The following is a 22,376-nucleotide window of genomic DNA, read 5'->3' as shown; positions in this document are numbered from 1 at the left end:
GGCGCCCGGCCATTGCCGCGCCCCGCAAAATTGCCCAGAAGCGGAGGCGGAGAAGACAGAAAGGACGATATGGCTACCGCTCGCAGACTTGGCGCCGAAGGATCGCAGAACCGCGCCCGCTTCATCGACGCGGCCGAAACGATCCTGACAGAGGTCGGCGAACATGGCATTTCCGCGCGGCAGGTAGCGCAGCAGGCCGGGCTCAAGACCCAGCTTCTCTATTATTATTTCCGCACGATGGACGATCTGCTCCGCGCCGTGGTGCAGCGGATCAACGAGCGCCGCATGGCCCGCTTCGCCGAGGCCCTTGCCGCCCCCCGCCCGCTGCGCGCCATGTGGGAGATGATGCGCGATCCCTCGACCGCTGCGCTCGCGGCCGAACTCAGCGCCATCGCCCATCATCGCGAGGCGGTGCGGGCCGAGATCGTCACCGCGGCTCAGGCCTTTCGCGCGCATCAGGCGCAGGCCGTCGCGGCGCTGCTACCGGCCGATCAGGCGGGTCAGGCCGGCGGCCTGGTGATGATCGCCGCCTCGCTCGCCCGCATGCTGGTCAGCGAGACCGCGCTTGGCCTGACCGAGGGCCATGACCAGGCCTTGACGATGATCGAAGCGATGCTGGACCAGCTCGAAGCCAAATGATCGCCCCGGCGCTATTACCGATCCTGCCATCGCACCACCCCATCCACCCCTGCTAATGAACTGTTCAGCATCGCGGTCCGGCACAGGACAGCGGGCCAAGGAGAGGTCATGGCAGCACTGGAAAACAAGGTCGCGCTGGTCACCGGCGCATCCTCCGGCATTGGCGAGGCGGCGGCGCTCGCGCTGGCGCTTGAGGGTGTCAACATCGCTGTCAACGGACGGCGTCGCGACCGGCTCGACGCGCTGGTCGCGCGGATCGAGGCAGCAGGCGGCACCGCGCTCGCCCTGCCCGGCGATGTCTCGGTCGAGGCGGATGCGGCGGCCGCCGTCGCCGACACGGTGGCCCGGTTCGGCCGGCTCGACATTCTCGTCAACTCTGCCGGCGTCAACGAGGCGGGCGGGATCGAAAGCCTGACCAGCGACCAGTGGCAGCGGGTGATCGATATCAACCTGATGGGCACCATCCATGCCTGCCGCGCCGCCTTCCCGGTGATGAAGGCACAGGGCAACGGCGACATCGTCAACATCTCCTCGACCGCCGGCCGCCGATCGGGCTGGCGCTTCGCTGCCTATTCGACCAGCAAGTTCGGCCTGACCGGCTTCACCGAAAGCCTGCGACAGGAGGGCGGCCAGGCCGGCATCCGCGTCTCGATCATCGAACCGGGCGCGACCGCGACCGAGATCGCCAGCTCCATTTCCGACCCGCAATGGCGCGACATGATCCAGCAGCACACCCACAAGGACGGGGCGATGGCGCCGGACGATATCGTCGCCGGCATATTGCTCGCCGTCAGCCTGCCGCGCCGGGCCAATGTCAGCCGCATCCTGATCCAGCCGACCATCGACACGGAGCCGATGCCATGAGGCTGGCGGGCAAGAGCGCGGTCATCACCGGCGCGGGGTCGGGCATGGGCAAGGCAATGGCCGAACGCTTCGCGCAGGAAGGCGCGCGGGTGCTCTGCGCCGACATCAGCGGCGCTCAGGATGACGTCGCCGCCGCGATCGGCAACGGCGCGATCGGCCTGCATGTCGACGTGGCCGAGGAAGCGGACGTGCGGGCGATGATCGCCGCCGCCCGCGACGCCTTTGGCCGGGTCGACATCCTGGTCAACAATGCCGGCTTCGGCGGCGGCATCATGCCGCTGCACGAACAGAGCAGCGACAATTGGGACCGGGTCCATGCCGTCAATCTGAAGGGCGTATTCCTGGGCATGAAATATGGCGTGATCGCCATGCTGGAAAGCGGCGGCGGCGCGATCGTCAATATCGGCTCCGCCACCGGCATGGTCGGATGGAAGGGGCATGGCGTCTATGCCGCCGCCAAGGGCGGGGTCAGCCAGATGACCAAATGCGCCGCGCTCGATTATGCCGCGCACAATATCCGCGTGAACGCCGTGCTGCCCGGATCGATCTGGACCGGGCTGGTACCGATGGCCAAGGACCATCCCGAACCGCCGCCCGGCATCTTCCGCGTGCCCGGCATCCCGATGGACCGGTGGGGCCTGGCCAGCGAAATCGCCAATGCCGCTTTGTTCCTCGCCAGCGACGAGGCGTCCTACATCACCGGCACCTTGCTGCCGGTCGATGGCGGCTATTGCATCGGCTTTTCCGGCATGGCCGCCGACCAGGATTGAGATCGAAGGAGCAGGATCATGAACGTCATTCACAAGAGCCGCGTCACCTTCCGCCCGGTCAAGCCGCTGATCGGCGCGCTGGTCGAGGCCGATCGGGAGGCGCTGTTCGATCCCGAGGTGGTCGCCCAGTGCCGCGACATGCTGGAGGAGCGGACCGTGCTGGTCATGCCGCAGGTCCATTTCACCAATGAGGAACAACTGGCCTTCACCGACCTGCTCGGCGGGCGGCTCAACCTCACCAGCGAAGCGACGACCAACAAGGATGAGGACGTCTATCAGGTGACGCTGGATCGCAAGATCAACCGCGCGCCCGAATATGTGCTGGGCACCTTCTTCTGGCACATGGACGGCATGCCGATGGAGATGCCGCCGCCACTCGCGACGCTGCTCTCGGCCCGGCGCCTGGCGCCCAAGGGCGGCCAGACCGAATTCGCCAACACCTTCGCCGCCTATGAACAGATGCCCGAAGCACAGCGCGCCGAGATCGAGGATCTGCGCATCATCCACAGCGTCGCCGCCAGCCTGCGCTCGATCGCCGACGCCATTCCCGAAGCGGAAAAGGGCAAGCTGGCGATCGGCGTCGAGAAGGAACGACCGCTGGTCCAGACCCACAAGAATGGCCGCAAGAGCCTGATCGTCGGTTCGACCGCCGACCGGATCGTCGGCATGGAGCTGGCCTATGGCCGCGCCAATATCGCTCGGCTCAACGAATGGGCGACCCAGCCCGATTTCGTCTATCAGCATCAATGGCAGGCGGGGGATTTCGTGATCTGGAGCAACACCGGCGCGCTGCACCGGGTGGTGCCCTATGCCCGCGATTCCGGGCGGATGATGCACCGCACCTCGATCGCGGGCTGAAGCGTCAGGCGGGCGCGTGCAGCCGCGCCCGCAACCGCGTCGGCGACGCGCCGAACCAGTGGTTGCAACTGCGCGTCATCACCGACTGTTCGGAAAAGCCCAGCTTCTCCGACACATGGGCGAAATCCAAGTCAGTCTGCTCCAGATAGTAGCGCAATATGTCGCGCCGCACCTCATCCTTGATCTTCTGGAAGTTCGTGCCCTCTATCGCCAGCCGGCGGTGCAGCGTGCGCGGATGCAGCCCCAGTTCGGCCGCAACCCGATCATTCGAGCAATGGGCGGTCCACAGCCATTGCATGACGATGCCGCGCACCTGCGCATGCAGCGGCGGGTGGCGATGGGGAAATTCGCGTTCGATATAGGCGGTGACCGCGGCGAAGACCGCAGCGTCCCGGTCGATCACCGGGCTTGCCATGTCGCGCTCGGAAAAGCTGATCCCGTCCTCATTCTGGCCGAAATGGACCGGGCATCCGAAATAGCGGCGATAGATGCGCGCCGGCGAGATCGGCTGGTGGCGGAAATGCACCCGCCGCGCCCGTGCCCGCCCGCCGGTCAGTTCCATCGCGAATAGATGGCCGACCAGCAAAATATGCTCCATCGCCTGCGCCCGGTTTGGCACGCCGTCGAGCAATATGTCATGCCCAACGAAGACATGGCGGACCGACGGAAAGCGGCGGAGCCAGACCGACGCCGCCAGGCTATGCGCATAATTATGGCTGCACACATAATCGATCGCCGCGCCAAAGGTCGGCGCGTTGCGCATCGCGTCGCCCAGCGGCCCGAACAGGTCGACGCCGCGCTGCCGCAGGGCAAGACGCATGCCGAAATCCGGGCAGGCGAGCCGATGCGCCGCATCCTCGATCAGTGCGATCGTCTGGCGATAGCTGGGCGACGCATCGTCGCTGTCCGGCGCCTCGCCGCCCAGTTCCGCGACCAGTTCCGGCAGGAACCGCAGCATATGCGCATTGATCGCCTCGAACGCGTCGCGATCCTCATCCATCGCGTAACCTCCCATTGGGGCAGGCTGGCACCGCCTGTCCGAATAGGTCAAGCGACCGTGGCGGCATTTCGGCGGGGCGATGCCGTCAGAGCCAGTTGAGCTTGCGGAACCGCCGATAGAGGATGGAACAGATCAGCAGGATCACGCCCAGCACGACGAAATAGCCGTATCGGGTCTTGAGCTCGGGCATATGCTCGAAATTCATGCCGTAGATGCCGGCGATCGCGGTCGGCACCGCTAGGATCGCGGCCCAGGCGGCAAGCTGGCGGGTGATCGTGCCGGTGCGCTGCTGCTCCAACAGATTGCTGAACTCGAAGACGGAATTCAGCACCTCGCGCAGATCGTCGACCATCGTCTGTACCCGCCGCACATGGTCGCGCACATCGCTGAAATAGGGCCGGGTTTCCGGGCCGATACAAGGCAGGTCGATCTTGACGAACTTGGTCGCGACCTCCTGCATCGGCCCCAATATGCGCTGGAAGCGTATCAACTGGCGCCGCAGGTTGAAGATACGGGTAATCTCATCGCGACCGAGGAAATTGTCGACCGTGTGCTGCTCCATGGTCAGCACTTCCTCCTCGATCCCCTCTACGATCGGCAGATAGCCGTCGACGATGAAATCGAGGATTGCGTGCAGCACATAATCGACGCCATGGGCCAGCCGATCCGGCACCGCCTCCAGCGCGTGACGCAGCTCGATATGCCCGCGTGCCGAACCATGGCGGACGCTGATGATATGGCTGTGGCCGACGAAGATCGCTGTCTCGCCATAGGCGATCGTCTTCTCCTCGACATGGGCGGTGCGGGCGACGACGAACAGTTGCTCGCCATAGATGTCGACCTTGGGCAGCTGGTCCGCCTTGATCGCGTCTTCCACAGCCAATGGGTGGAGATTGTAATTCTGCTGCAGCGTCCGCATTTCCTCGGCGGTCGGGCTGGCCACGCCGATCCAGACGAATTCCGACTTGTCTTCGGCGCAATCGATCCGTTCATTGATCGACACTTCGCGCACGCGCTGGCCGTTGCGATAGAGATAGGCGGCAATGACGGTCATTCGGGCCTCGAAATCATTCTATTCGGCCAGCCTAGCGCGGCCAGCCTTGATCGGGAAGGCGATCAGGCGGCGGGCGATGGCGCCTGCACCACCAGCATCGCGCCCTGCGCGTCGCGCAGGCGGACATAGAGCTTGCCGTCGGTCGGCGCCGGGACCGTCAGGGTCGATCCGGTGAAGCCCTGCGCCACCGGGGCGGGCTGATCGAAAGCGGGATTGCCGGCGACGGCATCGACCAGGAACAGGTCGCGTCCCTTGATGGTGCAGCCCTGATCCTTCTGCTCCTTGCCCGCGCAATCCACCGCCTCGATCCGCGGCAGGCGGGCGAGCGGCATCAGCGGCTGCCAATCCCCCTGTTCGCGACCCCGCACGATGCGGAATTGCAGCGGACCGAAGGCGGGGCCGAGCGCCGCCGGATCAAGGGTCGCCACCATCACCTGCGGACTTTGCAGTTGCACGCCGGAACCGGCCGTCAGCCGGACGCTGGCGCCGCCATCCTGCGTCGCCACCTCGATCGCATCAGTCATGGCCAATTTGGTGCCGTCCTGCGCCTGCACGGAAAAGACCAGGCGGCCATTATTGGGCAGCACGTCCGATCCGCCCAGTGTCACCGGCAGACCCGTTGCCGCGGCCGGCGTGACGCTCTTGTTGAGCAGGGTCACACGGGGACGCGCGGGGGCAATCGTGACCGGAACGGATACGGTCCGCCCATCCTCCAGTTGCACGCGGGCGCTGGCGCCTTCGGCCGGCACAGTCCCATCGCCCGCGGCCGTCAGACGCAGCCGATCGACCGAACCGTCGCGGGTCAGGCCATCGGGTTTCCAGCTACGCCCGCCAAGGTCGACGCTCGCCACCTGATCGAGCCGTTGCCCCGTCATTTCACCCCAGGCATCGCCCTGATGCACGGTCAATCCGTCCAGCTTGCTCGCCGGGGCATAAGCGCGCAGCGCCACGGAGAAAGGCTTGGCGACGCCCTGATATTTGACATCGACAGTGACAGGTCCGGCGCGCCGATCGGCCAGCGGCAGGGTCAGGTCCAGCGCGTCGTGGCCCTGCACCTTCCAGCCGATCGCCTGGGGCGCCGCATTGCCCTGGCGCAGGGTGACACTTTCAACGCAAGAAGGCGCACCGCCCGTCAAAGTCAGGCCATTGTCGCGGCCGACCACCAGCGTCGGCGCCTCGCCCTTCACCTGCCAGGCCGCATCATCGGGCCGCTGCAGGATGTAATCGGGGCCTTCGAACCGGTCGAACCCCCATTGACCATAGACATGAGCCTCGATCGATCCCCTGAAGTCAGCCGGCCAGGGACCATCGGCGCGGATCACATAGCCGCCCCGGTCGGCCCGCGCTTCCAGCGGATATTCGATCGTCTGGCCCGACGCCGCCTTCAACTGCACCGTCATGCCGCGCGCATAGCTGGTCGAATAGATGAGCGGCGCGCCCTCGACCGGCAGCACCGTGCCGGGCAATGCCGCGCAGATCGGTGCCTGTGCCCCGCTGCGCAGGCGCGGCGGGCTGTCCGCCTCGATCGAGGGCATGCCGACCACCATCACCGACTTTGGCTTGGCGAAGGACGGTGCCTTGTTCAGCATCAGCCCGATATTGTCGTCGCGGCGCAGGCTAACGGTCGGCAGATATTCGAAGCTGGGGCTGCTGAAGGCCCCGAACATCCGGGCCAGATCGCGCACCACGCCAATATAGGGGCTGTAATAGCCATAGCCCGCCTCACGCGTGGACGCGAGTTGCAGGGCAAGGTCGGTCGGCGTGCCGCTCAGCGTCTCGGCAATCGAACTGCTGTGAACATCGGCGAGGACCAGCTGATCCTTATTCTCCAGCAGGCAGGCCGCCTGAAGCTCGATCACCTTGGACAGGCAATCCTCGTTGAGCTTCATCGACAGGCTGCGGGCCAGCGCCGGGGCGACGCTGCGCAGGAATTCGGGATGGCTGTTTTCCTGTGTCCGGATCGCCGTCATGAAGGCATCCAGCCGCGAGCGATCAAGCGACGCCTGATTGAGTTCCTGCGTTGCCCGCACGAACTCGCCCGGCTTGCCGCGCACCGCGTCACTAACCGTACCCTCGCCACCGCCGGTCTCGGGCACCAGGAACAGCACCATCTGTCGCGCGCCGTCCGGCACGGTCAGGGCGAGGCGGCGATCCTTGTCCTTCTTCTTCCATGTCTCCGCGCTGTCGATCCAGTCCTTGGGCGGCGGGTTGGTCGCGCCCCGCAGGAAGGCCGACATCAGCACGAAATTGGCACCCTGTTCCTTGGGCAGGTTCGGCTCGATCAGCAGCTTGTCGCCGGCCCGCAGGCTCGGCACCTGGCTGATCGGCAAGCTGGTCGTGCCGCGGGTCACGCTGACCTTGAGGTCTGGCCCGGTCAGCTCGAACGGCGCAGGCTCGGCCGCAAGGCCCGGCGTCAGCAATGCAGCCCCCAGTGCCGTTCCGATCAACAGGCCGATCGGCTGGCGCAGGCGCGCGGTCGGGATCGGGGCGGAAGGCTGGGGCATGTCTCTCTATCCGGCTATCTATGTTTTTCGGCGACCATTGCGCCTGTCCCACAGGAATTCGGCAATTCCAAGGCGGCAGCAAATGCGGGCCATGCCACCCCCTCGCTGAACCTGCGACAACGGGCTAAGAGGGGCAAATCGCACGCAATCAGGCAGGGCCATGCAGACCGGAACGCTCAAGCTCAAGATCCAGATCCTTTGCGGGGACGAGATCGCCATGGGACCGGGCAAGGCCGATCTGCTCGATGCGATCGCGCTGCACGGCTCCATATCGGCGGCCGGGCGGGCGCTGGGCATGAGTTATCGGCGCAGCTGGCTGCTGGTCGACACGATGAACCGCTGCTGGAACGAACGGCTGGTCGAGACGGTCGCCGGCGGCGGCCGTGATCGTGGCGCGCGGGTGACGGAGGCAGGGCAGGCCGTGCTGACCGCCTATCGTGCGCTGGAGCAGGCCGCGCTCACCGTGACCGGAGGACGGGCGCAGGGCCAGCTTGACGCCCTGCTGCGGCCGATCCCCCTGCCCGCCCCTCTTTCATAGTTTCTTGCCGCAGGCTTCAGCCGGCATGGCGAAGCGTGGATCGGTGAGGAAAGTCCGATCGGTCAGGCTGTCGAGGAAAGCCGTGATCGCGATCCGTTCGGCGTCGGTCAGTTTCTGGCCATGGCGCAGGATCGCCGCATCCAGCGTTTGCGCGGACCCATCATGCCACCAGGGACCGGTCACCGCGACATTGCGGAGCGGGGGCGTGCGAAAACGCCCGGCATCACTGGTCAGCCCCGTCTTTTCCGCCAGCCCCGGATCGGTGGCCGTCGCCGGTTCCAGCCGATGATAGGCCCCGTCGCTGAAATCTCGACCCGCGTGACATGACGCACAGCCCTTGTCCGCGAACAGCCGCTCGCCCTTCCGGGCCGACATCGACAGGGCATCGGCCTGCCCCCGTCGATCGCGATCATAGGGGGTGTCGCGCGAAATCAGCGTGCGTTCGAACGCCGCCAGCGCCGCCGACACCGTCGCGAGGTCGATCCGGCCGCGACGGTCCGGAAATGCGCGTGCGAACATCCGCCGATAGCAGGCATCGGCGCCCAGCCGACGCGGGAGTTCCGCCTCCAGCCCCTTCATCCCCATTTCGACGGGATGCTCGCCCAGCAGGGGCACGGCGACCTGCGCCTCCAGGCTGGTGATCGCCGGATCCGCCATGGTGAGGCGCGGCAACCAGGCGACATTGGCCAGGCCCGGCACATTGCGCAGGCCCGGATCGCCATGAACGCCGGGCCGCGTGCGATTGCCATCGGCAAAGCCGCGATGCTGTTCATGGCACCCGGCACAGCTCAACGTGCCATTGGCCGACAGGTCGGCGTCATAGAAAAGACGGCGGCCAAGCTCGACCTTCGCCGCGCTCATTGCGTTGCCGGCCGGGACCGGGGGCGGTGCTTCGCCCAGCGGCAAGTCCCAATGCCACGGCCGCCCCGCCCCGATCAGCAGCAGCGTCGCGAGCAATAGCGGCCAGCGCGCCGGCTTCACGGCAGACGGGTCACCAGCACCGTCATCTGCGGATCGCCATTGGCCGCGAGTTGCAGGATATAGTCGCCTGGTTCCAGGCTGTAATCGACCATCTTGCGGATGCCGGTGCAATCGGGGCCATGGCCATGCGCGGTCGAGGTCGCGGCGGTGCCGTCCTTCACCACATCGACCCAGGCGCCACTGCTCAGCGCCACCCGCCATGTGCCGGGCTGATCGACGGTGAAATGGACGATGCCACCGAAGCTGACACTGCCGCCGGGCTTGGCCGGGCGAAGCGGATAGCTGATCCTGGGCGTCGGCAGCAGGGTCAGCGTCACCGCCTGCCCGGCTTTCAGCTTGTCCTTGCCGGCTCCCTTGGCATCGGCCGCCGCCTGCATCGGCTGCGGCGCGCGCCAGGATGCCATCTCCACTGGCGGATCGGCCGGCGCGGCGCAGGCTGGCATGCCCGACATTTGCGCGAAGGCCGATGCCGGCACCAAGGCCGCGCACAGGGCCGGAAACAGCAGGAACAGAGGCTGACGCACGGGCTTCCCTCCCGAAGGCAAAACTATATACGGCGGGATATAGCGAGTCGAACGACCAAGAATAGGGGGATTTTCATGCGACAGACCATGATGCGCATTTTGCTGGCCAGCGCGTGCTGCTGGACCGCGACGGCCCAAGCGCAGGGCGCGCCCGACGCGGCCGGCGACAGCGATCGCTTCTCGCTCGGCCAGATCATCGTCACCGCCCCCCGCACCAGCGGGATCGAGATTGACGGCAGCACCCTGTCCTCCGACGCCATCTACAGTTTCAACCGCACCTCGCTCGACGATGCGGTCAACCTCATGCCCGGCGTGTCCGCCGGCAACAGCGGCGGCACCCGCAACGAGCGATTGGTCTTCGTGCGTGGCTTCGACCGGTTCCAGGTGCCGCTCTCGATCGATGGCATCCGTGTCTATCTGCCCGCCGACAACCGGCTCGATTATGGCCGTTTCCTGACCACCGACATTGCCGAGGTCCAGGTGGCCAAGGGCTATGCCTCCGTGCTGGACGGACCCGGCGCCATGGGCGGCGCCATCAATCTGGTGACCAGCAAACCGACCAAAGCGCTCGACATCGATCTTCGCGGACAGGTCAGCTTCGACAATGACATGGACTATGCCGGCTATACCACGTCGGCCAAGATCGGCACCCGGCACGATCTCTGGTATGCGCAGGCCAGCTATGCCCGCAGCTTTACCGATCATTGGGACCTGCCCAATGATTTCACGCCGCGCGTGTCCACGCTCGAAGATGGCGGGGCGCGCGACTTTTCGCGGGCGGAGGACTGGCGGGTCAATGCCAAGGTCGGCTTCACCCCCAATGCCACCGACGAATATGCGCTGAGCTATACCCATCAGGAAGGATCGAAGAGCGCGCCGCTGCATATCAGCGACACGGTCACCACGGCCCGTTTCTGGGACTGGCCGTCCTGGGACATCACCAGCGTCTATTTCCTGTCGACCACGGCGCTGGGCGACCGGGCCACGCTCAAGACCCGCGCCTATTATAACCAGTTCGATTCGATGCTCCGCTCCTTCAACGACCGGACGCTGACCACGCAGAGCCGGCCCTATGCCTTTGACAGCCCCTATGAGGACAAGGCGTGGGGCGGATCGGCCCAACTCGATTTCACCGCGACCGATGCGGACACACTCCGCCTCGCCTTCCATTATCGCCATGATGAGCATGTCGAGTTCCAGACCAGCTTTTCGACGGCCGGCGTCGCCACCACGGAGCCGAAACAGACCCAGAGCGAGGCCACCTATTCCATTGCGCTGGAAAATGAGCTGGCGCTGAGCCCGACGCTTCGCTTCACCCTGGGTGGCAGCTATGACTGGCGCAACCTGGAACGAGCCGAGGAATATGGCGCCCCGCTCGGCACGTCGGGCACGCCATCGGTCATCTACAATTATCCGCGCAGGGACGCCGACACCTGGAATGCGCAGGGCCGGTTCGACTGGCAGGCGAGCGATGCGCTGTCGCTCCACGCCAGCCTGTCATCGCGTGCCCGCTTCCCGACCATCTTCGAACGGTTCAGCCAGCGCTTCAACACCGCCATCCCCAATCCCGACCTGAAGGCGGAACGGGCGACCAATGCGGAAATCGGCGGAAGCTGGAGCCAGGGATCCATCCGCCTGGAAGGCGCGCTCTTCTACAGCTGGGTGCGGGACGCCATCTTCAGCGTGCCGACGCCGGCCTATCCCTGCACCGCGTCGACCACGCCGCCCGCCGTGCCGACCACGGGCTGCGCCCTCACCAACCTCAGCCAGAGCCGCAATGTCGGCAAGGGCGAATATTATGGCATCGAACTGTCGGCGTCGGCGACGCTGCTGCCGGGGCTGGACGCGGGCATCAACTATACCGGCATCAAGCGCGACCTGACCGATCCGTCAAACGCGCGCTTCCGTCCCACCGGCGTTCCCACGCACAAGGGCTTTGCTTACATCGACTGGGCGCCTGTCGAACGGTTGCACATCGTCCCGAGCGTCGATCTGGCGTCGAACCGCTGGACATTGTTCACCGCAACCCCGGCGTCGCAACCAACCCGCTATTACCGCACCGGCGCCTATGTGAATGCCAGCCTGCGCGTCGATCTGGCGCTGACCGACCAGATCGACCTCGGCATTGGCGGGCGCAATCTGTTCGATGACTATTACACGCTGACGGATGGTTTTCCCGAACCGGGACGCACCGTCTATGCGTCGGCGCGTTTCCGCTATTGAACCGAACGCGGCCGGGCAGGGATAATGGTTTATCTTTGCCCGGCCGCAGGTTATCGTGATCCGCGGTCGCTATTCTCGCATCGCATCGCATCGGGAATGATGATGGTCGATCTGTTTCCGCCACCGCAGGATCGCAATGCCGGACACGACAGCGCCCGGTCGGCGCCACGGCATGATCCCGTCCCGCAGCATGGCGAGGATGCGGATGACCCCAGAATCTGGCCTTTCCCCCATCATCTGGCCGAAGCCGGCGTGCAGTTCCTGTCACGCTGGGCAGGCCCCGTGGCCCTTGTCGGCGCGCTGCTTCTGATCGGCTGGTGGCTGTTTCGCTGAGCGATTTGATTCGACGTCGTTTCCATCAGGCCGGCAAGGCCTCTCACCGCGCCTGATCGATTTTCCCTGCGACAGAACGAAGGGGCGGCAGGATGAAAAATGCGCGCTCAACGGATCGTCGGAAATGTGCGTCCGAATATCCCTCCGCCAATTGTAACAACCGAGCAACTATGTCCTGCTGCTACGCAACATAAATCAAAGGCAGCGGATGTCCTGGGGAAAGATCGCCACCGTCTGACGACGGGCGGGCGGACCATGACGTCACGACGCATTTAAAGGGTTGCCGATGTCCAAAATAGATCTGGCGATTGCAGGAACCCCCAGTCGCCAGCCCGCCACCGCCGCTTTCCAGCGGAACGCGCGCCTGTGGCTGAGCCTGGTTCTGCTGCTTGCAGACATGATGGCCCTGGCCGCAGGGTTCGTCATCGGCCTGCGCGTGGCCGGCATTCCGATCCTGTCGATGGAGGTCTGGCAACCGCTCGCCGGCGGGATATTGGTCTATGGCACCATCGCCTTTCACAATCAGGCCTATAACCCGCGTTGCCTGACCAGCATGACGGCCTCATGCCGCAGTGCAGTAATGGCCTTCGCCGGAACCCTGCTGATCTTCCTGCTGGTCGTCTTCTCGCTGAAGGTCACCGACAATTTCTCGCGCCTGGGCATCAGCACGGGTCTGTTCTTCAGCGGCGCGCTGATCGTGATGCAGCGGGTGCTGGTCGTCCGTGCCGTTCGCCGCCATTTCGCCGAAGGGCTGTTCGCCCAGTTGCTGATCATCGACGACGGCCTGATCCCCGACGATGTGAACGGCATGACGATCGTGGACGCACCGACGCTCGGCCTGCGCGCCGATCTTGACGATCCCTATATGCTGCATCGCCTGGGCATGCTGCTGCGCGATTTCGATCGCGTGGTCATTTCTTGCCCGCTGGAGCGCAAGGCCGACTGGGCGCAGATGCTCAAGGGCGGCAATATCCTGGGCGAGATCATCGTGCCGGAACTCGACCCGATGGCGCCGCTCGCGGTGCAGAGCCATCGCGGCGTGTCGACGCTGGTGGTCGCCCGCGGTCCGCTCAACCTTGCCAATCGCGCCAAGAAGCGGCTGCTCGACATCATCCTGACCGTGCCGGTGCTGATCGCGCTGGCGCCGCTGATGATCGCCGTAGCCGTCGCCATCCGGCTGGACTCGCCGGGCCCGGTCTTCTTCCGCCAGGAACGGATCGGCCGCGGCAACCGCCTGTTCCACATCCTCAAGTTCCGCAGCATGCGGGTGGAACAGTGCGACACCGCCGGCGCCACATCGACCCAGCGCGACGATAACCGCATCACCCGCGTCGGCCGCTTCATCCGCAGCACCAGCATCGACGAGTTGCCTCAGCTCCTCAACGTGCTGCTGGGCGAGATGAGCCTGGTTGGCCCGCGCCCCCATGCGCTGGGTTCGACCGCCGAGGACCAGCTGTTCTGGCAGGTCGACCGTCAATATTGGCATCGCCATGCGCTCAAGCCCGGCATCACCGGCCTGGCCCAGATCCGCGGCTTCCGCGGCGCGACCGAAACCCGGCGCGACATTCTGAACCGGGTCGAGGCGGATCTGGAATATCTGCACGGCTGGAGCCTGATGCGCGACATCGGCATCCTGGTCGGCACGGCACGGGTTCTGGTTCACCGCAACGCCTATTGATCCCGCCTGCTGGTGAAGCCCCAATGTTTACAGGGGCTTTGACCAGGATTGAGGATTTTCAGCATCAGAAGCCGGCTTTTGCGATGAGCTGAGCCGGCTTTCATGCCGATGTAAACTATTTGTGAACCCTAAAATCCTATATTAACGACCGTTCATAAAGTTCCCAGGATGACGGTCGTGGCTGATGAATTGGCGGCAGTTGCCGCAACGAAAACCTCCTTTTCCGATGCGGGCATCGCCGTCCGCGATCTCCCCGAAAACGGCCATGCGCTGTCGATCGCCGACCGCGCGGAAGGGCCGATTCAGTTTGTTTCGCGCTGGGCGGGCATCCTCGCCTTCTGCGCGGCAATCGGCGCGATCGCTTATCTGATCTTCTGATCGGGGCCAGTTTCCTTGCCCTCAGATTAACAGCCGGGATCGGCTGTTAACGGCTCCTTTCGTCGATGAAACGAGCCGTTGTTTTGGCGCGACAAGTCGCGTCCGGACCCGTGTGCATTACGTAAAAATACGATTAGCATGCCCCTTGTTGCTGCAATGCAATAAGGATTCATGCGTTTGGATAATGCCCATAACCCGTGTTTGCGGGCGCGCCCCTGTGCGCCCGCAGCAAATGATTTTGCATGGCCGCATGCGGCCGCCATGGCCGCTCTTGGCGGCGCAATGCTGTTCGCCGGGCTGCCCTCCACGGCGCAGGCCCAGGATGATGACAAGCGCATAGATACGCTCGGCCTGCACCTGACGGCCGGGCTCGATCTTCTCTATGACGACAATGTCTATCGCGTCGACGACCGGGTCGAAGACCCCACCGGCGACCTGATCGTCACGCCCTCGATCGAGGCGACCTATGCCCATCCGATCGGGCGGCACGACATCCAGATCCGGGCTAAGGCCGGCTATGACCAGTTCGTATCGGAGACCCAGCGCAGCAAGCTGCGACTCGATGCAGAGGCCAGGGCGACGATTCGATTCGGAGCGACCTGCGGCATCACGCCGCGCGCCAGCTATCGCCAGCAGCGGGCCGATTATGGCGACATCAACGCCGCGACCGAAAATCTCCAGCGCTTTTCGACGCTGGGGGCCGACCTGTCGTGCGAGCGGCCAGGCTTCTTCCCGGTCGCCGGCTACCAGCACGACACGACGCGCAACGCCGATGATTTCGACTATGCCGACCAGGACAGCGACAGCTTCAAGGTTGGCCTTGGCTATAACAAGCCCAGCTTCGGCACGCTCACCACTTATTATGAGCGCACGGTCAGCGACCGGCGCACGCTGGGCATCAAGAACCGCATCAACGCCTATGGCTTGCGCTTCCAGCGCTCGGTCACGCCGATCACCCAGATCGACGCCGACCTGCAATGGCTGGATGTCAGCAGCGATTCCGCTGCGGTCGGCAATTATAATGGCATGGGCTGGGATGTGCGGCTGTCGACCAGCATCATCCCGCGCGTCAAGCTGACCGCCTCCACCGCCCGCGACATCATGAATGACAGCCTGATCGCCAGCGGCTTCGCGATCCGGTCCAGCTATCGGATCGAAGGGGAGTTCGCGATCAGCGAACTGACCTCGGCCGGCCTTTATGCCGACTGGCAGAGGCGCAAGTTCCGGCAGGATGCGGCGCTGCGCCCCTTCTCGATCGAGGCGGACCGCAATCGCCAGTTCGGCGCGACGCTCAAGCGCAAGCTGACCGATCGCTTCGATCTCAGCCTCGACGCCCAGCATTACCGCCGTCGGACCGACACCGATGTCTCCAACTATAGCGGCACGCAGGTGACGCTCTCAGCCCTGCTGCGCTTTTGACCCGAAGGGATCCTGACCCATGAGAATAGCGACACGCTTCCATATCCTTGCCGCCCTCCCCCTGCTGGCGGTGCCGACCGCATTGTCGGCCCAAACCCAAACGGCACAGGCGCCTGCCGGTGCCGCGGCAGCGGCGGCGGTTGCCGCCACGCCAGCGCGGCCGGCGACGCCCGCGCCATCCGGCTATCTGCTCGGCCCGGACGATCAACTGAAGATCTCGATCTTCGGCCAGCCCGACCTCTCGACCGAAACCAGGATCAAGGCCGACGGCACGGTGCTGCTCGCGCTGGTCGGGCCGGTGGATGCGAAAGGCAAGACCACATCCCAGCTCGCGTCCGACATCGCCGCGAGTTATGCCGGTGGCGGCTATCTGACCAAACCCTCGGTCAGCGTCGAGGTCAGCGACTATGTCAGCCGCTCGGTCACGGTGCTGGGCAATGTGCCCCAGGCCGGCAATTATCCGCTCGACCGCAACTATACGGTGGCGTCGATGCTGGCCAAGGCCGGCGGCGCGACCACGGCCGGCGCCAATGCCGTCATCCTGACCCCGGCCGATGGCAGCGGCGCCGTGCGCATCTCGCTCACCGACATGAGCGCAGGCGCCGGACGGGCGCTCCAGGCCGGCGACATCCTGTTCGTGCCGCCGGCCGAGAAAGTCTATGTCTATGGCCAGGTCCAGCAACCCGGCGCCTTCTCCTATGTCGCGGGCCAGACCTTCCGCCAGGCGCTTGCCCTGGCCGGTGGTCCGACCCTCGCCGGCTCTACCCGCAGCATCAAGGTGAAGCGCGGCGGCCAGGAGGTCCAGGCCAAGCTGGATGACCCGGTCAAGCCCGAAGACGTCCTCATCATCCGGGAGAAGCTGTTTTGACCGCGATGGAACATGATTTCGGCGCCCGCTCGGCGGGCACGCTCGACTGGCTCTGGTCCCTGCCGCGCCGACTGGCCGGCGGCTCCAGCCCCTCCGCCCGTGTCATCCCCGATCAGGCTCCGTTGCTGCTGGAGGAACCGGTCGCACCGAGCTTCCACCGGACGGCCGCACCCGAACCTGCGCCCGACGACACCCCGCGACCGCTTTCGATGGGCGCGATGGCAACGCCGCTCAAGCCCATCAGCCTGCGCCGGGATTCGATCTACAGCGCGTTCAACACCGCCATGCCGGTGACCGACCGCCATGGCCTGGCCGGCCGTAACAATGAGCTGGAAAAGCTGGTCGAGGCGATCGTGGTCCAGCGCAAGCATGCGATCATCTTCGGCACGCGCGGATCGGGCAAGACCTCGCTTGCGCGCGTCTTCGGCGATCTGGCGGACGAGGCCGGCTGCGTCGCCCTTTACGGGTCCGCGAGCGGCGAGGCCGATTTCGACTCGCTGTTCCGCCCGTTCCTGACCGAACTGCCGATGAGCGGCGCGGGCCAGGAACGGGCCCGCAAGCTCGCTACCGGTCCGCTGGACGTGAACGGCCTTGCCACTTTGCTGGTCGAGGAGGTGCGCCAGCGCTCCATCCTGATCCTCGACGAATATGACCGGGTCCGCTCCGACACCGCCAAGCAGGATGTCGCAACGCTGCTCAAGCTGCTGACCGATATCCATTCGCCGGTGCAGGTGGTGCTGGTTGGCATCGCCGGGGACGTCGATGGCCTGATCGCCGCCCATCCCTCGCTCCGCCGCCATATCGCGCCGCAGCGGGTCAGCCCGATTGCGCGCCCCGAACTGGAACTGTTGCTGGCAAGCTGCGGCGAGAAGGCGGGGCTGTCGATCACGCCCGAAGCCGTCGAGGCGCTGGCCGGCGCGGCGATGGGATCGCCCTATCATGCCCGGCTGTTCGGCATGCAGGCGGCGCTTGTTACCGAGGCCGGCGGCCGCGAGCAGGTGACCGCGGGCGATGTCGAACAGGGCCTGGCCAGCGCGCTGGACGACTGGGCGGAAATGAGCAGCGCCAGCCATGGCCTGTTCACCCGCGCCCTGCGCGACAGCGCATCGGGGCGCCGGATGATCGCGCTGGCCGGTATCGTCGCATCGCAGATGTCGGCGATTTCGCTGGAGCGGCTGCTGCGCGTCGGCAGCGACATATTGGGCGAATATCCGGGCATGGAGGCCGATGCCAGCGATGCGCTGGCCCGGTTGGAGCCTGCGCTTACGCCCACGCCGGGCGGCGAATTGTGGATGTTTCAAGATACGCTGGCGCCGCAATTCCTGCTGCTGATGGCCAAGCAGCCCGCGCCGCGCACGGTCGCGCCGACGCCGGCCGAGGAAATGCGCGCCATGCTCCGAGGAGTGGACGGACTATGACGATGAACCCCCTGGACCTTGCCGCCGCCGTCAAGGCGCGCTGGCGGGTCGCCGCGATGATCGGCGGCGCCCTGTTCCTGCTGATCGCGGTCGCGGCCTTCATGCAGTCGCGCCAATATATGGCGACGACCTCGCTGATGCTGGACCTGTCGCAAACCGATCCGACCGACACGACCCAGAATCAGGGCCGGGTCGAGGTGGACTCGATCCTGGGCACCCAGACCGACATCATCCGCAGTGCCAAGGTGATCAATGCGGTCGCCAAGGAAGCGGGCTTCATCGACGCGCTGCCCGCAGACATGCCGGCCGATGCCCGCCTGCAACAGGCGGCCGCGCGCGTGCGCGCCGGTCTACTGGTGACCACCGGCCGCCAGAGCAACGTGCTGCAGATCCAGTATCTCGATCCCGATCCGCAGGTCGCCGCCCGCGTCGCCAACCTCGCCGCGCAGATCTACATGCGCGAGCAGGTGGAACTGCGTGCCTCGCCGGCGCGCACCTCGGCCAAATGGTTCAACGAGCAGACCGCCGACGTGCGCCGCCGCTATGAGGATGCGCAAAAGCGCCTGTCCGACTTCCAGCGCGCCCATGACATTATCGGCATCAACCGCATGGATCTTGAGGCCGAGAAGCTGAAGAACATGTCCTATCAGCTGACCCAGGCCCAGGCCGAAGCTGCCGCCGCGCGCGGCAAGGCCGGCGCCGGTTCGGTGTCGGACATCGAAGGGTCGCTGATCGTCCAGAATTTGCAGGAACAGGTCGCTGCCCAGTCGGCCAAGGTGCAGGAACTGGGCAAGACGCTCGGCCCCAACCACCCAACCATGGCGGCCGCGTCCGCGCAATTGTCCGAACTCCAGACCAAGCTGGTCGCCGCCCGCGCCAGCCAGGCCGGTGCCGTCAGCGCCAACAGCGTCGCCGCCAGCCGCCGCGAGGGCGATCTCAAGTCGAACATGGCCTCGCAGGAAGACCGCATGATCCGCATGTCCGACGTGCAGGACCAGTTGATGGTCATGCAGCGCGACGTCGATGCGGCCCGCCAGACCTATGACACGGTGCGCCAGCGCTTCAACGAAGCGGCGCTCAAGAGCCAGATCTCGCAGCCCAATGCCAGCCTGCTCGACGAGGCGACCGTGCCGCTGCTGCCCGCCAAGCCGAACCTGCTGCTCTGGCTGGTGGGCGGCATCGCCCTTGGCCTGGTCGGCGGCATCGCGGCGGTCGTCCTGATCGAAATCGCTCAGCCCCGCGTCCGCTCCGCCGCTGGTGTGGCCCGTGCGACCGAGGTCGAAGTCATCACCGAATTGCTGCCTGCCCCCGCGCGGGGCGGCTGGCTCCCCAAGCGACAGGAGGCCGCATGAGACTGCGTTCCACGGCTAGTGCCCATCCCCATCTGACCACCGGCGCCACGACCGGCCTCAAGCCCCGCGCCCGCGACATCAAGGATTTCGCGCAACTTGCGGTCGAACATGGCTTCCTCGCCGAGACCGACATTGGCCGGATCGAAGCCCATGGCCATGCCGCCGGCCAGCCCTTCCAGCAGGCGGCGATCGACCTTGGCCTGCTCGATCCTGAAACGGCGGGCGTCATCCTCGCCATGCAGGGCGGCTTCCCGCTACTGGCGGCCAGCGACCAGCGGGTCGATCCGCTGGTGGTCAGCGCCTTTGACCCGGCAGATGCCTATGCCGCCAAGGTCCGCACCATCCGCGCCAAGATGCGCGCGGCGGCAAAGGACAGCGACGGCGCAGCCCTGCGCCTTGCCATCCTGTCGATCGATGCGGGCGACGAGGCCGCGATCCTTGCCGCCAATCTGGCCGTCGTGATGGCGCAGATGGACGGGCAGACGATGCTGGTCGATGTCGATATCGACCGCCCCTCGCTCGATCGGCTGTTCCGCGTCGCCAACAAGGCGGGCCTGGCAGAACAATTGCTGGGCAGCGCCGCGCTGCTGCCTGCCGCACGCACGGCGGTCGATGGCCTGTGGCTGATGACCGCCGGCCGGGCATCGGGCAGCGCATCCAGCCTGGTGACCAAGGGACCGCTGGCGGACACCGCCGCCGGCTGGGGCCTGCACGACACGTCGATGCTCTTTTACCTCGCCCAGCGGCGCGGCGAGCAGACGCCGTTCGGCTCTATCCTCGCGGGCTTCGATGCCGTCACTATCATCGCCCGGCGCGGCGAGACCGCGATCGCCGACATGCGCCGCGTGATCGACGATCTGGACCGTCATAATATCAGCATCGCAGGGAGCGTGATCGCATGAGCCTGGAGCAGGCCATTCCCCGTCAGCCGCTGCAACAGCCCGTGTCCACGCCGGAGGAGATCGCCCTGGTCGGCGGCATTCCGGTGTCGACCCTGTCGCTCGACGCGCTGATCGACCGGATGCTGGGCGAGGCGCCGCTGCGCCGCGCGCTCGACCAGCGTCCGCTGCTGATCTTCGACTGCAATGGTCAGGGCCTGTCGATGAACGCCACCGACAAGGGGTTTCGCGACAATCTGGCCCAGGCAGACCTGATCCATGCCGATGGCCAGATCGTCGTCGCCGCCTCGCGCTGGGTCGGCCAGCCGCCGATCGCCGACCGGTCGAGCACCACCGACATGTTCATCGACAGCCTTGTGCCCGCAGCCAAGGCCGGTGTCAGCTACTATCTGCTCGGCGGCGAGGAGAAGGTGAACGCCGCCTGCGCCGATCGGATCGTCGAGATGGCACCGGGCCTCACCGTCGCGGGACGCCGCAACGGCTTCTGGAAGCCGGAGGAAGAGGATGCGGTGATCGACGCGATCAATGCGGCCGCGCCCGATGTGCTGTGGGTCGGCACCGGCAAGCCGCGCGAGCAGGCCTTTTGCGTGCGCAATCGCGATCGGATCAAGGCCGGCTGGATCGTCACCTGCGGCGGCCTGTTCAACTATATCACCGGCGACTATCCGCGCGCACCGATGTGGATGCAGCGCAATGGCCTGGAATGGCTGCACCGCATGGGCACCCGGCCCAAGGAACTGGCCTGGCGCTATATCACCACCAATCCCCATGCCCTGTGGCTGATCTGGAAGCACCGCCATGGCTGAGGTGCAGGCGGCTTCCGGCCGTACCCAGCGCCTGGGCACCATCTTCGGCCGCTTCGGCCTCGCCAGCTTCTCCTCGGCGATCGTCTCGGTCAGCCATCTGCTGGTCCAGCTCTTCTCGATCCACCATCTCGCCACCACCGGAATCGGCGTGCTCGCCTTCCTGCTGGTCATCATCCAGTTCGGCTACAGCCTGTCCAACGCGCTGGTGTCGACGCCCTATACGATCGCCGTCAATCAGGGCGAGGATGTCGATCGCGCGGCGCATGGCTTCTTCTTCCCGGTCAACCTGCTGCTGTCGCTCAGCCAGGGGCTGATCTGCGCCGCCATCGCCTGGACCACCGCCTCGCCACAGGCCGCGCTGGTCTTCGGCCTGGCGGGCACATTGTCGCTGGTCCGCTGGTTCGGCCGTTCCAACGCCTATGCTCATCATGCGCCGATGCAGGCCGCCCGGTCCGACATCGCCTATGCCGCGACGATCCTCATTGGCCTGCTGGTCGCGATGCGCACCGGCGCGGACCTCACCGGCATCGGCACCATGCTGGTCGCCGCCAGCCTCGCTGGCCTGCTGCCCTTTGGCAGTCCCTATCTGCGCCGCCATGTCGCCATGTCGCCGCTGGCCGCCCTGCGCGCCTACCGCCCGGTGTGGAAGGAACAGTCGGCCTGGACGCTGGTCGGCGTGCTGTCGACCGAGGCGACGTCGAACGCCCATAGCTATGCCGTGACCCTGCTGGCGGGGCCAACCGCCTTCGCGCCGATCGCCGTCGGCATGCTGTTCTTCCGCCCGGTCAATGTCTGCATCACCGCCCTCACCCAGCTGGAACGCCCGCGCATGACCCGTGCCGTCGCGCGCGGCGATCATCAGGCCGCGATCCAGTCGGAACGCATCTTCATGGGCGCCCTTGTCTTCCTGTGGCTCGGCACCTGCGTGGTCGCGGCCGGCGCGCTCTATTTCTTCCCCAGCCTGATCCTCAAGCCCACCCTCGACCATCAGCTGGTGATCACGGCCGTGGCGCTCTGCGCCCTGCTCTCGTTGGTCCAGTGCGTGCAGACGCCGATGAGCGTCATGACCCAGGCCCGCAAGGCGTTCCGTCCGCTCGCCGCCCAGAGCCTGCGCAGCTGTGGCGTCGGCATTGCCGCCGTCACGCTGCTGACCCTGCTGGTCGCGCCCGTCTTCTCGATCGCCGGCGTCGTGCTGTCGCAGCTCGTCATGATGCTCGGCATCTGGCAGCTGGACCGCAGCTGGCGCCGCGACCAGGCGGAGGGTTGAGCG

The 22,376-nt window shown here is 65.9% G+C and carries 21 protein-coding genes; 16 read left to right on the top strand and 5 right to left on the bottom strand.

Annotation, left to right across the window (positions count from 1 at the left end; genetic code table 11):
- Positions 1-69: 69 nt before the first annotated feature.
- The 4 genes from BRX37_RS14615 to BRX37_RS14600 all read left to right on the top strand — a co-directional run bounded on the left by BRX37_RS14615 (position 70) and on the right by BRX37_RS14600 (position 3,131).
- Complete coding sequence (locus BRX37_RS14615) at positions 70-639, top strand: TetR/AcrR family transcriptional regulator (RefSeq protein WP_125987862.1); 570 nt, start codon at positions 70-72, stop codon at positions 637-639.
- Between the two features lie 108 nt (positions 640-747).
- Positions 748-1,503 (top strand): SDR family oxidoreductase, encoded by a 756-nt coding sequence (locus tag BRX37_RS14610; RefSeq protein WP_125987860.1) that lies wholly within the window; start codon positions 748-750, stop codon positions 1,501-1,503.
- A complete protein-coding gene (locus BRX37_RS14605) occupies positions 1,500-2,273 on the top strand; it encodes an SDR family NAD(P)-dependent oxidoreductase (RefSeq protein WP_125987858.1) in 774 nt (257 codons plus the stop codon). The genes BRX37_RS14610 and BRX37_RS14605 overlap by 4 nt, the downstream gene beginning before the upstream one ends.
- 18 nt (positions 2,274-2,291) lie before the next feature.
- Entirely contained in the window at positions 2,292-3,131 is an 840-nt protein-coding gene (locus tag BRX37_RS14600) for a TauD/TfdA dioxygenase family protein (protein ID WP_125987856.1), read from the top strand.
- A gap of 4 nt (positions 3,132-3,135) precedes the next feature.
- On the opposite strand, the gene BRX37_RS14595 is transcribed toward BRX37_RS14600, so the two are convergent.
- The 3 genes from BRX37_RS14595 to BRX37_RS14585 all read right to left on the bottom strand — a co-directional run bounded on the left by BRX37_RS14595 (position 3,136) and on the right by BRX37_RS14585 (position 7,689).
- On the bottom strand, positions 3,136-4,131 hold the full coding sequence (locus BRX37_RS14595; protein ID WP_125987854.1) for an AraC family transcriptional regulator: 996 nt from the start codon (positions 4,129-4,131) through the stop codon (positions 3,136-3,138).
- 85 nt (positions 4,132-4,216) lie between these two features.
- Positions 4,217-5,185, bottom strand: a complete 969-nt coding sequence (locus BRX37_RS14590) for a magnesium and cobalt transport protein CorA (RefSeq protein ID WP_125987852.1) — start codon at positions 5,183-5,185, stop codon at positions 4,217-4,219.
- A 62-nt stretch (positions 5,186-5,247) separates the two neighbouring features.
- A complete protein-coding gene (locus BRX37_RS14585) occupies positions 5,248-7,689 on the bottom strand; it encodes a hypothetical protein (protein WP_125987850.1) in 2,442 nt (813 codons plus the stop codon).
- Positions 7,690-7,849: 160 nt separating this feature from the next.
- Between BRX37_RS14585 and BRX37_RS14580 the strand changes: the two genes are divergently transcribed.
- Positions 7,850-8,227, top strand: coding sequence for a winged helix-turn-helix domain-containing protein (locus tag BRX37_RS14580; RefSeq protein WP_125987848.1), 378 nt, complete (start codon positions 7,850-7,852; stop codon positions 8,225-8,227).
- Here the strand turns inward: BRX37_RS14580 and BRX37_RS14575 are convergent.
- Complete coding sequence (locus BRX37_RS14575) at positions 8,222-9,208, bottom strand: cytochrome-c peroxidase (protein WP_125987846.1); 987 nt, start codon at positions 9,206-9,208, stop codon at positions 8,222-8,224. The genes BRX37_RS14580 and BRX37_RS14575 overlap by 6 nt on opposite strands.
- Positions 9,205-9,732, bottom strand: a complete 528-nt coding sequence (locus tag BRX37_RS14570; protein ID WP_125987844.1) for a hypothetical protein — start codon at positions 9,730-9,732, stop codon at positions 9,205-9,207. The genes BRX37_RS14575 and BRX37_RS14570 overlap by 4 nt, the downstream gene beginning before the upstream one ends.
- A gap of 75 nt (positions 9,733-9,807) precedes the next feature.
- On the opposite strand from BRX37_RS14570, the gene BRX37_RS14565 reads away from it, so the two are divergent.
- The 11 genes from BRX37_RS14565 (at position 9,808) to BRX37_RS14515 (ending at position 22,373) form a co-directional block, all read left to right on the top strand.
- Positions 9,808-11,955, top strand: coding sequence for a TonB-dependent receptor plug domain-containing protein (locus tag BRX37_RS14565; RefSeq protein WP_125987842.1), 2,148 nt, complete (start codon positions 9,808-9,810; stop codon positions 11,953-11,955).
- 96 nt (positions 11,956-12,051) lie between these two features.
- Complete coding sequence (locus BRX37_RS14560) at positions 12,052-12,288, top strand: hypothetical protein (protein WP_318276690.1); 237 nt, start codon at positions 12,052-12,054, stop codon at positions 12,286-12,288.
- A 286-nt stretch (positions 12,289-12,574) separates the two neighbouring features.
- Positions 12,575-13,966 carry a sugar transferase gene (locus BRX37_RS14555; protein WP_004212431.1) on the top strand — a complete coding sequence of 464 codons (1,392 nt, stop codon included), beginning with the start codon at positions 12,575-12,577 and terminating at the stop codon, positions 13,964-13,966.
- Positions 13,967-14,134: 168 nt separating this feature from the next.
- Entirely contained in the window at positions 14,135-14,344 is a 210-nt protein-coding gene (locus BRX37_RS14550; RefSeq protein WP_010339081.1) for a hypothetical protein, read from the top strand.
- A 261-nt stretch (positions 14,345-14,605) separates the two neighbouring features.
- Positions 14,606-15,763: a hypothetical protein gene (locus tag BRX37_RS14545; RefSeq protein WP_037506992.1), complete on the top strand. Its 1,158-nt coding sequence runs from the start codon at positions 14,606-14,608 to the stop codon at positions 15,761-15,763.
- A gap of 19 nt (positions 15,764-15,782) precedes the next feature.
- Complete coding sequence (locus BRX37_RS14540; protein WP_125987840.1) at positions 15,783-16,631, top strand: polysaccharide biosynthesis/export family protein; 849 nt, start codon at positions 15,783-15,785, stop codon at positions 16,629-16,631.
- A 5-nt stretch (positions 16,632-16,636) separates the two neighbouring features.
- On the top strand, positions 16,637-18,049 hold the full coding sequence (locus BRX37_RS14535) for an AAA family ATPase (RefSeq protein ID WP_125987878.1): 1,413 nt from the start codon (positions 16,637-16,639) through the stop codon (positions 18,047-18,049).
- On the top strand, positions 18,046-19,401 hold the full coding sequence (locus BRX37_RS14530; RefSeq protein WP_125987838.1) for a GNVR domain-containing protein: 1,356 nt from the start codon (positions 18,046-18,048) through the stop codon (positions 19,399-19,401). Before BRX37_RS14535 ends, BRX37_RS14530 begins: the two co-directional genes overlap by 4 nt.
- Positions 19,398-20,303 carry a P-loop NTPase family protein gene (locus BRX37_RS14525; RefSeq protein ID WP_125987836.1) on the top strand — a complete coding sequence of 302 codons (906 nt, stop codon included), beginning with the start codon at positions 19,398-19,400 and terminating at the stop codon, positions 20,301-20,303. Before BRX37_RS14530 ends, BRX37_RS14525 begins: the two co-directional genes overlap by 4 nt.
- Complete coding sequence (locus BRX37_RS14520; protein WP_037506998.1) at positions 20,300-21,106, top strand: WecB/TagA/CpsF family glycosyltransferase; 807 nt, start codon at positions 20,300-20,302, stop codon at positions 21,104-21,106. The genes BRX37_RS14525 and BRX37_RS14520 overlap by 4 nt, the downstream gene beginning before the upstream one ends.
- Complete coding sequence (locus tag BRX37_RS14515; protein WP_125987833.1) at positions 21,099-22,373, top strand: polysaccharide biosynthesis protein; 1,275 nt, start codon at positions 21,099-21,101, stop codon at positions 22,371-22,373. The genes BRX37_RS14520 and BRX37_RS14515 overlap by 8 nt, the downstream gene beginning before the upstream one ends.
- Positions 22,374-22,376 lie beyond the last annotated feature (3 nt).

It is taken from the genome of Sphingomonas sp. S-NIH.Pt3_0716, assembly GCF_003950715.1.
GTDB classification, from domain to species: domain Bacteria; phylum Pseudomonadota; class Alphaproteobacteria; order Sphingomonadales; family Sphingomonadaceae; genus Sphingobium; species Sphingobium yanoikuyae_A.
This window is presented reverse-complemented; position numbering and strand designations above follow the sequence as displayed.